Origin of the sequence: Cupriavidus sp. TMH.W2 (genome assembly GCF_050847365.1) — a bacterium.
In the GTDB taxonomy this organism is placed as follows: Bacteria; Pseudomonadota; Gammaproteobacteria; order Burkholderiales; family Burkholderiaceae; genus Cupriavidus.
On sequence record NZ_CP193793.1, the window covers coordinates 90,490 to 103,577 of the forward strand.

Consider the following 13,088-nt stretch of genomic DNA (forward strand, 5'->3'; position numbering starts at 1 on the left):
TTGGACCAATTCTCCCGGCGACCCGCGCAAGTTCAGGAGCGAGGACACACGGCATGACGGCAGCAAGGCACGGGCGCACCCGCGGACGCGTGGAGTCGGTGATGCGCGGGATGGAGACCGCATTGCTCGACGGCACCTGGCCGCCCGGCACGCGCCTGCCGGCCGAGCGCGTGCTGGCCGGGCAATTCGAGGTGGCGCGCAACACCGTGCGCGAGGCGATCCAGCGCCTGGCCGCGCGTGGCCTGCTGCAGAGCCGGCGCGGCGCGGGCGTCTACGCCACCGACCAGCTGCGCGCCGGCATTGCCTCGCCGTGGGGCCAGCTGGTGGCCGACCACCCCGCGCTGCGCGACGACATCCTGGAGTTCCGCCGCGTGCTGGAGGGGGCCACGGCCTACTTCGCGGCGCTGCGCGCCGACGCCGCCGACGTCAGGCGCATCCGCGCGCTGATGGCTGAACTGGAACGCGCGCGCACCGCCGACGACAAGCAGGCCGAGGCCGATGCCGATGCCCGGCTGCATGACGCCATCGCCCAGGCCTCGCACAACACCATGTTCCTGCACCTGCATACCAGCGTGATCGGCATGCTGCGCGAGCACATCACCATCAACGGCACCGGCCTGCGCGAACAGGACGACAGCGCGTCAGACCTGCTGCTGCTGCAGCATCGCACACTCTGCGAAGCGATCTGCGCGCGCCGGCCCGAAGAGGCGCGCACGGCCATGCAGACCCATATCGACTTCGTGCGCAGCCGGGTGGAGCAGGACGGCGCCTGAGCAGGCATTGGTCCTACCAGCGGCCCGGCGTGACGGCTGCGCCATTCAGACCAGCCCGGCGCCGGCCAGCTCCCGCTTCAGATAGGCATAGAAGATCGGCCCGGCGATCACGCCCGGGATGCCGAAGAGTGTTTCCATCAGCAGCATCACCGTCAGCAGCTCCCACGCCGCGGCCTGGATGCGCGCGCCGATGATGCGCGCGTTCAGGAAGTACTCCAGCTTGTGGATCACCACCAGGAACACCAGCGACGCCACCGCGATCGGCAGCGACACCGACAGCGATGCGACCACGATGGCCGTGTTCGAGATCAGGTTGCCCAGCACCGGCAGCAGCCCCGCCACGAAGGTGATCACCAGCAGCGTCTTGGTCAGCGGCAGGTGCATGCCGAACAGCGGCAGCACCAGCAGCAGGTAGATCGCAGTCAGCACCGTGTTGATGGTCGAGATCTGGATCTGTGCGAAGATGAACTGCGAGAACGCCTGCTGCAGCGTGCGCGCGCGCGCCACCAGCGCCGCGGCCAGCGGCCGGCGGTTGGGACGCGCCACCGCGCGGTACAGCGCCACCATGGCGCCGATCACCAGCCCGATCAGGATATGCACCAGCGTGCGCAGCACTTCGGCGCCCAGCTTCTGCGCCATCGCGGCATGCTCGCGCAGCGTCTCGATCAGCGTGTTGGCCAGTTCGTCCACGCCATTGGGCAGCGCATCGCTGAGCCACCGCGGCAGCTGGCCGTGCGAGCGGTCGATGATGTCCGCCACACGGTTGAGCAGCCCGTCCAGGGTGCCCTCGCCGCTGACAAAGCGCACCAGCAGCCAGCCCGCCAGCGTCAGCCCCAGCAGGATCACCGCCGACAGGATGGCCACGGCCAGCGCGTCGTGGCGCTGGTTCAGGCGCTTCAGGCGCGGCGCCAGCACGTCCACCAGCGAGTACAGCAGCAGCCCGGACAGCAGCGCCGCCACCAGGTTGGCGTGCAGCACGGTCAGGAGCGCGAGGGCGGTCAGCAGGTAGGCGACGGTGCCGACGCTGTACCACGCGGCCGGCAGCAAGCGCGGGGTGGTGGTCGGGTCGGGGTCTTTCATCGGGGTCTCCGGCATGCAATTTGCTGAAAATTATTCTGGATTCTCGCCGATCCAGATGTTGCGCCTGAGTCAGGCCGCGCGCGCTGTCGCAATGTCTTCGCAATGTTGGCATAACGCCACACGCAAAGGGTGTCTATATTAGGGGGAATCGTGCCCGGCGCACCGCTGTCGTCGTCTGGCCCCAAGCCCAGGAACGGAACGCATGGCCTACTCCCATACTATCGGCACCCGGCGCCACGTCTTCGCCGACCTCCGCACGCTGCTGGCGCGCGCCAGCCCGGCGCGCTCCGGCGACGCCCTGGCTGGCGTTGCCGCGGCCAGCGAGCAGGAGCGGATGGCAGCGCGGCTGGCGCTGGCCGAGGTGCCGCTGGCCCGGTTCCTCAATGAAGCGCTGGTGCCGTACGAGGACGACGAGGTCACGCGCCTGATCCTCGACCGCCACGATGCCGCCGCCTTCGCCGCCATCGGCGCCACCACCGTGGGCGACCTGCGCAACTGGCTGCTGCGGCATGAGACCGACAGCGCGATGCTGGCGCGGGTGGCGCCTGGCATCACCCCGGAGATGGCCGCGGCGGTCAGCAAGCTGATGCGCAACCAGGACCTGGTGGCGGTGGCGCGCAAGTGCCAGGTGGTCACGCGCTTTCGCAGCACGGTGGGGCTGCCGGGCCGGCTCTCGGTGCGGCTGCAGCCCAACCACCCGACCGACGATCCCAAGGGCATCGCCGCATCGATCATCGACGGCCTGCTCTATGGCTGCGGCGATGCCACCATCGGCGTCAATCCGGCCTCGGACAACCTGGGCGCCATCGTCTCGCTGCTGCGCATGATCGACGAGCTGCGCAGCCGCTTCGACATCCCCACGCAATCCTGCGTGCTGACCCATGTCACCAACACCCTGCGCGCGATCGGGCAGGGCGCGCCGGTGGACCTGGTGTTCCAGTCCGTGGCCGGCAGCGAGCGCGCCAACGCGGCCTTCGGCATCAGCCTGTCGCTGCTGGCCGAGGCCCACGACGCCGCCCAGGCGCTGGCGCGCGGCACCGTGGGCGACAACCTGATGTACTTCGAGACCGGGCAGGGCAGCGCGCTGTCGGCCAATGCCCACCACGGCGTCGACCAGCAGACCATGGAGGCGCGGGCCTATGGCGTGGCGCGCGCGTTCTCGCCGCTGCTGGTCAATACGGTGGTGGGCTTTATCGGGCCCGAGTACCTGTACGATGGTAAGCAGATCATCCGCGCCGGTCTGGAAGACCACTTCTGCGGCAAGCTGATGGGCGTGCCGATGGGCTGCGACGTCTGCTACACCAACCATGCCGAGGCCGACCAGGACGACATGGACACGCTGCTGACGCTGTTCGGCGTGGCCGGCATCAACTTCATCATGGGCGTGCCGGGCGCCGACGACATCATGCTCAACTACCAGAGCACCTCGTTCCACGACGCGCTGTACCTGCGCGAGGTGCTGGGGCTGCGCCCGGCGCCGGAGTTCGAGGCCTGGCTGCAGCGCATGGGCATTGCCGACGGCACCGGCCGGCTGCTGGAGCCCGCGGCGCGCCAGCCGCTGCTGCAGACGGCCCACAGCCTGTAAGGACCAGCCGATGACGGCCAGACGCCAGCCCCCTGCCAGTCCTGCCCCCGCCGAGGTCGACGTCGATCCCTGGCAGCGCCTGCGCCGGTTCACGCGCGCACGCATTGCGCTGGGCCGCACCGGCCACAGCCAGACCACCGATGCCGTGCTCGCCTTCGGCCTCGCGCACGCGCAGGCGCGCGATGCGGTGCACCTGCCACTGGACGTGGGCGCCGTGACCACGGCGCTGGATGCGGCAGCGGTGCCGAACGTGGCCGTGCACAGCGCGGCGCCGGACCGCGCGCACTACCTGCGCCGCCCCGACCTGGGCCGCCGCCTGGACGATGCCAGCCGCGAGCGGCTGGCGGCGGCGCGGCCGCATGAGGCGCCGGATGTGGTGTTCGTGATTGCGGATGGCCTGTCCGCGCTGGCTACGCAGACCCATGCGCTGCCGCTGCTGGATGCCACGCGCCAGCGCCTGCCGCAGGGGTGGCGCATCGGCCCGGTGGTGGTGGCCGAACAGTCGCGCGTGGCGCTGGGCGATGAGATCGGGGAGATCCTCGGCGCGCGCCAGGTGGTGATGCTGATCGGCGAACGGCCGGGGCTGAGCTCGCCCGACAGCCTCGGCATCTACCTGACCCATGCGCCGCGCACGGGGCGCACCGACGCCGAGCGCAACTGCATCTCCAACGTGCGCCCCGAAGGGCTGCCCTATGCGCAGGCCGCCGACCGGCTGGCCTTCCTGCTGCGCGGCGCGGCAGCGCTGGGGCGTTCCGGCGTGGACCTGAAGGATGACAGCGTGCCGGTGCTGCCCGCGGGCTGAATGGTCCGCAGCAGCCGCTGCGCCAGCATGCAAAACGGCCACCGCGCGGGTACGCAACCCGCGTGGTGGCCGCTGCCGCGCGACGCTTACATCATGCGGCGCGAAAACTGCCCATGCCCCGCATCCGACATCAGCTGCGAGAACTGCTCGCCGCTCATGTGCACCAGTTCCTGGTGGTCGCCGCCCTCGAAATACACGTCGGGCTGCTGCATCAGGCTGTCATCCACATAGGTCTGCATGCCGTAGGCCATGGCCACCGGCGGAATCGCGCCAAGGTCGCAATCCTTGAAGATCTCGCGGATCTCGTCCTCATGCGCCAGCACCAGGTTGCGCCCGGTCTGTTCGCAGATGGCGGCCATCTGCAGGTGATGGCTCGAAGGGATCACAGCGGCGACGTAGCCGCGGTCATCTTCCAGCAACAGCGTCTTGGCCAGCCGGTCCCCGGGCACATGCGCGGCCTCTGCCGTGGCCATGCTGCTCAGGGTGTAGGGGTGGCGGATGATGTCGTATTGGGTGTTCTTGCTGCTCAGGCAGTTTGCAAGCGTGCTAGCGAGGGCCATGGTTGCTCCTTGGTGCGGATGCGCCGACGGTTATCCTTGTGCTCCTACTATAGTGCCTGGCGCCATCCCCGACGGGGCGAGCTACCGGTGCAGCCGCGGCCACACCGCCTGCAGCTCGGTCTTCAGGAAATTCAGCAGGTAGCGCGTGGCCAGCGTCTGGTAGCGGTTGGGCATGGTCAGCATATAGAGCTTGCTGCCGAACACGCTGATGCGGTAGTCGGAGAGCAGCGGCACCAGCGCCCCGCTGCCCAGTTCCGCGCCGATCGCATAGATCGGCAAGATGCCGATGCCCAGGCCCGCCAGCACCGCCTCTTTCAGGAAGGCAAAGTTCTCGGAGGTGAGCGTGGGTTCCAGCACCACCTGCTCACGGAATTCACCGCCATCGGCGCCGTCCTGCCGCGTGCCCGCCGCCTTGAGCTTTTGCCCCTCGGGCGACGCGCAGACGAACGCATGTTCCTGCAGCCCGGTCAGCGTTTGCGGCGCCGGGTGGCCGGCCAGGTACACCGGCGACGCGCACACGACCCAGTCGACTTCGCCGATCTCGGTGGCGACCACCGAATCCGGCGGCGTGGAAATGATGCGCAGCGCCACCTCCACGTCCTCGGACACCAGGTTGCGCACGCGGTTATCGAAGACCACGTCGAGCGTGATGTCGGGGTAGCGCTGCTTGAACAGCACCAGCAGCGGCGACAGCAGCGAATGGCCCAGGCCGGTCGGCACCGAGAGCCGCACATGGCCCTGCAGGCTCTTGCCCATATTGCTGATCAGCGCATTGGCGGCGGCGACCTCGCCCAGGATGTTGCGGCCGTGCTCGTAGAGCCCGGCGCCGACCGGGGTCGGCTCGACATGGCGCGTGGTCCGGCGCAGCAGCTGCACGCCCAGCTCTTCTTCCAGCGCCTTGAGCCGGTAGCTGACATTGGCGCGCGTCATCTTGAGCTTGCGCGCGGCCGCGCTCAGGTTGCCCGCGTCGACGATGTCGACAAACAGGCGCAGGGCGTTCAGGTCCATGGGGTGATCAATGAAAGACGGGGGCGGTCTGGCGGTTACGGCCCCCGTATATTGCCACGCTCGCGCAGGCGTCCCGCGGCCTTGCACCGCGGCTGCGTATCAGTGGTCGGTGCAGCCTACGTAGTTCCCCGCGACGCAGCCATCAGGGTTTGCGGGCGATTGTTCGTCTGGCTGGACACTGAATCCCGCCTGGGACCGTCTGGCGCCGAATCGCAACAGGATATTGCACGCGCTGCGGCTTGCACTGTGCGCGGGTCTGGGCAATGATGCGAGCCAGACCTTCAACCGGCCCACTGCGCCCCCGTTTGCCATGCACCGCTCGTTGTGCCGATGGCTGTGCCTGCCATTGCTCTTTGCCGGCGCCAGCGTCCTCGCCCAGGACCTGGTCGAATGCAAGCGGATCGAGCACGACCAGCTGATCACCGCCTCGCAGGAAACACTGCTGTTCCTGCGCTGCCGCGCGCGCCAGGTCGCGTACGAAGCGCCGCGCCTGAAGGGTGTGTCGCAGCGCGTGAAGGACGACCTGGTCTTCGCCTGCCTGGACCAGGCAGATGCCGTGGAACACCAGCTGCGCGTGCGCCACGGCTACTCGCGCGAGGCGCTGGCGCGCCAGCGCTGCGAACTGTCAGGGCCCGCGCCGGGGGGCTGACGCGCAAGGCAAATGAAGCAGGCGGAACTTCCCCGCATCCCCGCAATACCCCGGCGTGCCGCATGCGCCGCACTGGCGCCCCCCGTCGCCGAATTCCCGCGCTGGCATTGCAGGCTCCGCCTGCGCCGCCCCCGGGCATGCGTTAAGATCCTTCCTTTCCAGCCGTCTTTGGTGCTGTATTCCGCCGCTGTAGCCGCATTTCGCCATGAGCAACCTGAACCAGCAATCCATTCTTTCCGTCCATCACTGGACTGACACCCTTTTCAGCTTTACCTGCACGCGCGACCCCGGTTTCCGCTTTGAAAATGGCCAGTTCGCCATGGTCGGGCTGGAGGTGAACGGTCGCCCGCTGCTGCGTGCCTACAGCATCGCCAGCGCCAACTACGAAGAAACGCTGGAGTTTTTCAGCATCAAGGTCCCCGACGGCCCGCTGACCTCGCGCCTGCAGCACCTGCGCGAGGGCGACCAGATCTACGTGGGCAAGAAGCCGACCGGCACGCTGCTGGTGGACAACCTGCTGCCCGGCAAGACGCTCTGGCTGCTGGCCACCGGCACCGGCCTGGCGCCGTTCCTGTCGATCATCCGCGACCCGGATGTCTACGAGCGCTACGACCGGGTCGTGCTGACCCACACCTGCCGCTTCGTGGAAGAGCTGGCCTACCGCGAACTGATCCAGGAGCACCTGCCGCAGCACGAGCACCTGGGCGAACTGGTGCGCGAGAAGCTGGTGTACTTCCCGACCGTGACGCGCGAGGAGTTCGACAACCAGGGCCGCATCACCGACCTGATCGCCTCCGGCGAGTTGTTCGACCGCCTGGACGTGGCGCCGTTCTCGACCGAGAACGACCGCATCATGCTGTGCGGCAGCCCGGACATGCTCAGGGACGTCCGCGGCCTCCTGGAGGCGCGCGGCTTCACTGAAGGCAATATGAGCCACCCCGGCCATTTCGTGCTGGAAAAGGCCTTCGTCGGCTGAACCTTCGCCGGCTAGAACCGGCTTGCCCCCGGCGCGGAACGCTTCCGTGCCGGGGCGCGTCCCCGCTGCACCTCCCGCTACACCTCCCGCGTCATCCCCTTCAGGTCGATCCACTCGGCGAACTGCGCCTCGGTGACATGCCCTGACGCGATCGCCGCCTCGCGTAGCGACAGGTTGCGCTTGACCGCCAGCTTCGCGATTTCCGCGGCCTTGTCGTAACCGATATGCGGATTGAGCGCGGTCACCGGCATCAGCGAGCGCTCCAGCAGTTCGGCGATGCGTTCGCGGTCGGCCTCGACGCCTTCGACCATATGCTCGGCAAAGCTCGATGCAGCGCCCGCCAGCAGGCTCACTGACTGCAGCAGGCTGTAGATGATCACCGGCTTGTAGGCGTTCAGCTCCAGCGTGCCCAGGCCGTTGGCCAGCGTTACGGTGGTGTGGTTGCCGATCACCCGGCAGCACACCATTGCCAGCGCCTCGGCCTGGGTCGGGTTGACCTTGCCCGGCATGATCGACGAGCCCGGCTCATTGGCCGGCAGCACCAGCTCGGCAAAGCCCGCGCGCGGGCCCGAGCCCAGCAGCATGAAGTCGCGCGCGATCTTCAGGAACGACGAGGCCGTGGTGTTGAGCGCGCCGGACAGGTCGGCCAGCGCGTCGTGCGAGGCCTGCAGCGCATAGCGGTTGGGCGCGGGCTCGAACGGCAGGCCGGTGTAGTCGGCCAGCGCCCGCGCGAAGGCCGCGGCGAAGCCGTGCGGCGCGTTCAGGCCGGTGCCCACCGCGGTGCCCCCCTGCGCCACCGGCATCGCGCGCAGCATGGCCTGCTGCAGCCGCGTCTGGGCATCGGCCACCTGCGTCATGTAGCCGGAGAACTCCTGGCCCAGCGTCAGCGGCACCGCATCCTGCAGGTGCGTGCGGCCCACCTTGACGATATCGGCAAAGGCCTCCACCTTGCGCGCAAAGGTCTGCTGCAGCTGCTCCAGCGCCGGCAGCAGTTCCTGCCGGATCGCGCGCGTGGCGGCGATATGCATCGCGGTGGGAAAGCTGTCGTTGGAGGACTGGCTGGCGTTGACGTGGTCGTTGGGGTGCACCGGCGTCTTGCTGCCGACCTTGCCGCCCAGCAGCTGGATGGCGCGGTTGGCGATGACCTCGTTCAGGTTCATATTGGTCTGCGTGCCGGAGCCGGTCTGCCAGACCGAAAGCGGGAACTCGTCGGGCCAGCGGCTTTCGATGACCTCGGTCGCGGCCTGTTCGATTGCCTGCGCCAGTTCGGGCTTGAGCACGCCAAGTTCGCCGTTGGCGCGCGCGGCGCACAGCTTCAGGATGGCAAAGGCCTCGATCAGCGCCGGCGGCATCTTCTCGGTGCCGATGCGAAAGTTCTGGCGCGAGCGCTCGGTCTGGGCGCCCCACAGGTGATCGGCCGGCACGGGCACGTCGCCCAGGCTGTCTTTCTCGATGCGGGTGGCGGAGATGGACGGGTCAGACATGGGCGGACTCCTGTGCAGGCAGCGGACGGTTGGACCGGGTGGCTTGGTGCAGTCCATTAGAATACCGCTTCGCCGTGACAGGCGCCCGGCCGCCTGCCGCCTTGCCTTGCCTTCGCATGCTTATCGCCCGGCTCAAGTCCTTTTTCATGGTGGCCCGCATCGGCAGCGTTACCCAGGCTGCCAGGCGCCTGGGCCTGTCGCGGCCCACCATTACCGCGCAGATCCGTGCGCTGGAGGAAGCGTACGGAGTCGAGCTGTTCCACCGCGGCGGGCGCCGGCTGGCGCTGTCGGACGCGGGGCTGGCACTGCTGCCGCGCGTGGAGGCCACCGCGCCGTACTAGGTGCTGGAACTGATCAGGCGCTTCAGCGACCGCTTCCCGGCGACCGGCAACTCGCAGGAAGTGCTGGAAGCGCTGCAGGAGTACCGCGTCGATATCGCCACCTCGTCGCACCGCGTGGACGCGTCGCGCTGGCAGACCCGCCGCAAGCGCAGCACGGGCCTGCCGGCGCCTGCGCCTAGGCGGTCGCCTTCAGGCACTGCTCCATGCAGGCCGCGCAGGCGCGCGCGCACTCCTGGCAGTGCTCGGCATCATGGCGCTCGCATTCCTCCTTGCACCACTTGCAGACCTCGGCGCAGTCTTCGCACACCAGCGGCGCGAACTCGCTGTTGCGCAGCATGTAGGACGCGGCCAGCTGGGCAATGCCGGCGCAATCCATGTCCAGCGCGATGCAGCGCGCCATCTTGCGCACGTCCTGTTCTTCCAGGCAGGCTGCGGCGCACTTCAGCGCGGCAGCGGCTGCGGCATTGCAGGCGGCAATGCAGTCGGCGTAGCGGGCGGCGTTTTCCTGCACGGTGGGTCGGATCATGGAACGTCCTCCTTCGGGGGTTGGTGGATGGGACCGGCATGCCCACGGTGCCGGAAGCGGCGCATCCGCACCCGCAGGCATCGTTATCCACAATAGCAGGCGCCGCCGCTTCCTGTCGGCCCGGTATTTGCTGCGCCGCGCTGGTTACAATGCCGGCTGGACGCGGCAGACTGGCGACGGCGCGCGCAACGCGGCCGTCACCTGCGGCAAGGGCCGGGCACCACCGGCCCGCATCGCGCATCTAACAGGCACGGACCGGCCGCACTGGCCGGGCCGATGCAAACATACACCGGCAGCACGGGGAAGGAAGGCACATCATGGGCGAGGCAAAACGGCGGGGTACCCCCGAGGAGCGTGCGGCACAGGCACGCGCAAAGATCGAGGCCTTGCGCCCCGCCCAGCTGGTCTGCGGGCACTGCAAGACCGCGTTTGCGCAGTTCGACGCGCTCGACGTGCCGGGCCTGCCCGGCATCGACGCCGTGTTCGGCGGTGAGTGTCCCAACTGCGGCAACGACGTGGTGGTGTTCAAGGGCGCGCCCGATGCCGTCGCCCAGGCCATGATCGCCTGGGAGAAGATGCTGGGCGCCGATGCGCAGCTTGGCTACCAGTCCAGCGATGGCCGCCACGTGCCGTTCGAGCCCGAAGGCGCGGGCGGCCCGGCGTCGGACAAGCCCGCTGGCACCATTCACTGAGCGCCTGGCGGCGCCGGCTTACCGGGGGCCGAATTCGCCCGCCAGTTCCGGCGGGCCGATCTCATAGCGCCCGCGACCCGCGCCCTTGGCGCGGTATAGCAGCACGTCCGCCAGCCGCATCAGTTCGCAGTCCTGCGCGGGGCCGCCGCGTTGAACAGCGCCACGCCGATGCTGACGTCGACGTCGGCGCGCACGCCTTCGACATCGAAGGGGGAACCGATCCACCATGACTCTGACTTCGTTTCCCCCTGCCTTGTTGTCATTGCTGGCCGCGGGCGCGCTGGCGACGCTGTTGCTGGCATGGCTTGTCCATGCGCTGGCACGCCGGGGCCGCGCCGCGCGCCAGGGCCAGGCAAAGGCCGTGCATGCCTGGGAAGATGACAGCGCCATGCTGCAGGCGTGCCTGGCGCAGTCGGCCGACGGCTTCCTCGTGACCGATGCGCAGGGCGTGGTGGTGCGCGCGAGCGAGCGGGCCGGGCAGCTGTTCGGCACCAATGCGCAGCGCCTGGCGGGCCGGGGCCTGGAAAGCCTGGTTCCCGGCGCCGCCGGGGCAGTTTCCGCCGATGGCGCGCCAGGGGCCGGGATCCGCCGCGAACTGGCAGGCGTGCGCGCCGACGGCAGCCGCTTTGCGCTGCGCGCCAGCGGGGCTCGCCTGCCCGCCGCCGAAGGCGGCGCGCCGCACTGGCTGTGGGCGATCACTGACCTGGAGCCCGAGCGGCGCGCGCAGGCGAGCGCCGCGGTGCAGGCCGCGCGCTATGCCGGGCTGTTCGACCACGCCGCCTTTTGCGTCATCACCTTCGACGAGAACGGACTCATCACCGGCATCAACGCCGCCGGCCAGCGCATGCTCTGGTACACCGGCGCGGAACTGGCCGGCCACATGAACATGACCGGCCTGCATGTTGCCGCTGAACTGGCCGAGCATGCGCGCGCCCTGAGTACCGAGCTGGGCGCGAGCGTGCCGTCCGGGCTGCCTGCGCTGCTGGCCAAGGCGCGGCTGGGGCTCACCGACGAGCGCGAATGGACCTGGGTGCGCAAGGGCGGTTCGCGCATGCCGGTGCAGCTGGCGGTGTTCGCCTTGCCCGCTCCCGCCCCCGTGGTGGTGCCGGCCAGTTCTTCGGACCCTGCCGCACCGGGCTTGCCCTCGCCCGGCTACCAGGCCATCGGCTACGACCTGACCGAGCGCCGCCGCGTCGACGAGTACATCCGCCACCTGGCGCTGCACGACCCGCTGACCGGCCTGCCCAACCGCGCCGAACTGAGCGAACGCGCCCAGGCCCTGCTGCAGCACGCGCGCAGCCACGGCGAGCGCATGGCGCTGCTGCTGCTCGACCTGGACCACTTCAAGCACATCAACGACTCGCTCGGCCACCCGGTGGGCGACGACGTGCTGCGCACCATGGCCGACCGCATCAAGGGCACGGTGCGCCAGGGTGACCTGGTGGCGCGCATGGGCGGCGATGAATTCGGCGTGGTGCTGGGCGGCCTGCGCCATGACAGCGAAGCCGAGCTGATCGCCGCCAAGATCCAGGCGCGCGTCAATGAAGAACTGCAGGCCGGCGGCCAGCGCCTGCGCGTGACGCCGTCGATCGGCATGGCGATCTTCCCCGACGACGGCGACACGCTGACCGAACTGCTCAAGTCCGCCGACTCGGCCGTCTATGCGGCCAAGCAGGGCGGACGCGCGCAGCTGAGCCGCTTTGCCAGCGAAATGGCCGAGGCCTCGCTGGCGCGCTTCACCATTGAAGCGCTGCTCCGGCGCGCGCTGGCCGGCAACGAGTTCCGGCTGCGCTACCAGCCGATCGTCGAGACCGCCACGCTGACCATCCCCGGCGTCGAGGCGCTGATCTCCTGGGAAACCCCGGAACGCGGCGTCATGCACCCGGCCGAGTTCATCCCCATCGCCGAGCAGAGCGGCCTGGTCGCGCTGCTGGGCGAATGGACCCTGGCCACCGCCTGCCGCGAGATCCAGGCCCTGCGCCAGGAACTGGGCCGCGAGATCGAGGTGGCGGTCAATGTCTCGCCGCTGCAGCTGCGCCAGGCCAACTTCCCCGACACCGTGGCGCGCTGCCTGCAGCAGGCCGGGCTGCCGCCGCAGGGATTGGTGATCGAGGTCACCGAGGGCATCCTGGTCGATGGCGGCGAGACCACCATCGAGACCTTCCGCCGCCTGCGCGAGCTTGGCGTAGGGCTGTCGATCGACGACTTCGGCACCGGCTACTCCGGGCTCAACTACCTGACCCGGCTGCCGATCAACCGGCTCAAGATCGACAAGTCCTTTGTCGACGACGTGGCCACGCCTGGCCACGACCAGGCGGTGGCGGCGGCGATCATCGCCCTGGGCCACCAGCTGCACCTCAAGGTGATCGCGGAAGGGGTGGAAACGGCGGCGCAGTTTGAATTCCTGCGCTCGCAGGGATGCGACGGGCTGCAGGGGTTCCTGTTCAGCCAGGCGGTGCCGCAGCAGGCGTTGCGGGCGCTGCTGGGGCAAGGGTTGGACATGCCGGTGCCGGTCTCTGCCGGCGTGTCCGGGCAGCACGCATCCTAGTCGCCCAAGCGCACGATCGATAACTTTCCGGCATGCCCGCGCCGGCGTCCGATCCCAAATCCCC

The 13,088-nt window shown here is 69.2% G+C and carries 11 protein-coding genes and 3 pseudogenes; 8 read left to right on the top strand and 6 right to left on the bottom strand.

The features are described from left to right. The first annotated feature begins 53 nt into the window (after window positions 1–53). Window positions 54–773 carry a FadR/GntR family transcriptional regulator gene (locus tag ACREYQ_RS18020; RefSeq protein WP_432261574.1) on the top strand — a complete coding sequence of 240 codons (720 nt, stop codon included), beginning with the start codon at window positions 54–56 and terminating at the stop codon, window positions 771–773. Between the two features lie 45 nt (window positions 774–818). Here the strand turns inward: ACREYQ_RS18020 and ACREYQ_RS18025 are convergent, their stop codons facing one another. Next, window positions 819–1,853, bottom strand: coding sequence for an AI-2E family transporter (locus tag ACREYQ_RS18025; RefSeq protein WP_432261575.1), 1,035 nt, complete (start codon window positions 1,851–1,853; stop codon window positions 819–821). Window positions 1,854–2,055: 202 nt separating this feature from the next. Here ACREYQ_RS18025 and ACREYQ_RS18030 point away from each other — a divergent pair, with 202 nt between their 5' ends. Together ACREYQ_RS18030 and eutC are read left to right on the top strand one after the other, a co-directional pair. Then, window positions 2,056–3,438 carry an ethanolamine ammonia-lyase subunit EutB gene (locus ACREYQ_RS18030; protein WP_432261576.1) on the top strand — a complete coding sequence of 461 codons (1,383 nt, stop codon included), beginning with the start codon at window positions 2,056–2,058 and terminating at the stop codon, window positions 3,436–3,438. Window positions 3,439–3,448: 10 nt separating this feature from the next. Further along, window positions 3,449–4,240 (top strand): ethanolamine ammonia-lyase subunit EutC, encoded by a 792-nt coding sequence (gene eutC, locus ACREYQ_RS18035; RefSeq protein WP_432261577.1) that lies wholly within the window; start codon window positions 3,449–3,451, stop codon window positions 4,238–4,240. Between the two features lie 86 nt (window positions 4,241–4,326). On the opposite strand, the gene ACREYQ_RS18040 is transcribed toward eutC, so the two are convergent. Beyond that, the gene (locus tag ACREYQ_RS18040; protein ID WP_432261578.1) at window positions 4,327–4,800 is read right to left on the bottom strand and encodes an aminoacyl-tRNA deacylase; all 474 of its coding nucleotides are present in this window, start codon (window positions 4,798–4,800) and stop codon (window positions 4,327–4,329) included. 81 nt (window positions 4,801–4,881) lie between these two features. Beyond that, entirely contained in the window at window positions 4,882–5,808 is a 927-nt protein-coding gene (locus ACREYQ_RS18045; RefSeq protein ID WP_432261579.1) for a LysR family transcriptional regulator, read from the bottom strand. 310 nt (window positions 5,809–6,118) lie between these two features. Between ACREYQ_RS18045 and ACREYQ_RS18050 the strand changes: the two genes are divergently transcribed. Together ACREYQ_RS18050 and ACREYQ_RS18055 are read left to right on the top strand one after the other, a co-directional pair. Then, window positions 6,119–6,457, top strand: coding sequence for a hypothetical protein (locus ACREYQ_RS18050; RefSeq protein WP_432261580.1), 339 nt, complete (start codon window positions 6,119–6,121; stop codon window positions 6,455–6,457). 205 nt (window positions 6,458–6,662) lie between these two features. Further along, window positions 6,663–7,433: a ferredoxin--NADP reductase gene (locus ACREYQ_RS18055; protein ID WP_432261581.1), complete on the top strand. Its 771-nt coding sequence runs from the start codon at window positions 6,663–6,665 to the stop codon at window positions 7,431–7,433. Window positions 7,434–7,510: 77 nt separating this feature from the next. On the opposite strand, the gene fumC is transcribed toward ACREYQ_RS18055, so the two are convergent. After that, window positions 7,511–8,917, bottom strand: a complete 1,407-nt coding sequence (fumC, locus tag ACREYQ_RS18060) for a class II fumarate hydratase (protein ID WP_432261582.1) — start codon at window positions 8,915–8,917, stop codon at window positions 7,511–7,513. Between the two features lie 116 nt (window positions 8,918–9,033). Here fumC and ACREYQ_RS18065 point away from each other — a divergent pair. Then, a pseudogene (locus tag ACREYQ_RS18065) lies at window positions 9,034–9,387 on the top strand (LysR family transcriptional regulator); the annotation flags it as partial. 46 nt (window positions 9,388–9,433) lie between these two features. On the opposite strand, the gene ACREYQ_RS18070 reads toward ACREYQ_RS18065, so the two are convergent. Further along, on the bottom strand, window positions 9,434–9,784 hold the full coding sequence (locus tag ACREYQ_RS18070; RefSeq protein WP_432261583.1) for a four-helix bundle copper-binding protein: 351 nt from the start codon (window positions 9,782–9,784) through the stop codon (window positions 9,434–9,436). 317 nt (window positions 9,785–10,101) lie between these two features. Between ACREYQ_RS18070 and ACREYQ_RS18075 the strand changes: the two genes are divergently transcribed. Then, window positions 10,102–10,476 (top strand): hypothetical protein, encoded by a 375-nt coding sequence (locus ACREYQ_RS18075; protein ID WP_432261584.1) that lies wholly within the window; start codon window positions 10,102–10,104, stop codon window positions 10,474–10,476. Window positions 10,477–10,494: 18 nt separating this feature from the next. Here ACREYQ_RS18075 and ACREYQ_RS18080 read toward each other — a convergent pair. Next, a pseudogene (locus tag ACREYQ_RS18080) lies at window positions 10,495–10,688 on the bottom strand (hypothetical protein); the annotation flags it as partial. 50 nt (window positions 10,689–10,738) lie between these two features. Between ACREYQ_RS18080 and ACREYQ_RS18085 the strand changes: the two are divergent. Further along, window positions 10,739–13,024 (top strand): annotated as a pseudogene (locus ACREYQ_RS18085) (EAL domain-containing protein); the annotation flags it as partial. Window positions 13,025–13,088: the final 64 nt, after the last annotated feature.

Excerpts from the sequence above, each read along its gene's own strand:
- fumC (WP_432261582.1), bottom strand. The coding sequence starts at position 8,917 with ATGTCTGACCCGTCCATCTCCGCCACCCGCATCGAGAAAGACAGCCTG.
- eutC (WP_432261577.1), top strand. The coding sequence starts at position 3,449 with ATGACGGCCAGACGCCAGCCCCCTGCCAGTCCTGCCCCCGCCGAGGTC.
- ACREYQ_RS18040 (WP_432261578.1), bottom strand. The coding sequence starts at position 4,800 with ATGGCCCTCGCTAGCACGCTTGCAAACTGCCTGAGCAGCAAGAACACC.
- ACREYQ_RS18075 (WP_432261584.1), top strand. The coding sequence starts at position 10,102 with ATGGGCGAGGCAAAACGGCGGGGTACCCCCGAGGAGCGTGCGGCACAG.
- ACREYQ_RS18030 (WP_432261576.1), top strand. The coding sequence starts at position 2,056 with ATGGCCTACTCCCATACTATCGGCACCCGGCGCCACGTCTTCGCCGAC.
- ACREYQ_RS18070 (WP_432261583.1), bottom strand. The coding sequence starts at position 9,784 with ATGATCCGACCCACCGTGCAGGAAAACGCCGCCCGCTACGCCGACTGC.
- ACREYQ_RS18045 (WP_432261579.1), bottom strand. The coding sequence starts at position 5,808 with ATGGACCTGAACGCCCTGCGCCTGTTTGTCGACATCGTCGACGCGGGC.
- ACREYQ_RS18025 (WP_432261575.1), bottom strand. The coding sequence starts at position 1,853 with ATGAAAGACCCCGACCCGACCACCACCCCGCGCTTGCTGCCGGCCGCG.
- ACREYQ_RS18020 (WP_432261574.1), top strand. The coding sequence starts at position 54 with ATGACGGCAGCAAGGCACGGGCGCACCCGCGGACGCGTGGAGTCGGTG.
- ACREYQ_RS18050 (WP_432261580.1), top strand. The coding sequence starts at position 6,119 with ATGCACCGCTCGTTGTGCCGATGGCTGTGCCTGCCATTGCTCTTTGCC.
- ACREYQ_RS18055 (WP_432261581.1), top strand. The coding sequence starts at position 6,663 with ATGAGCAACCTGAACCAGCAATCCATTCTTTCCGTCCATCACTGGACT.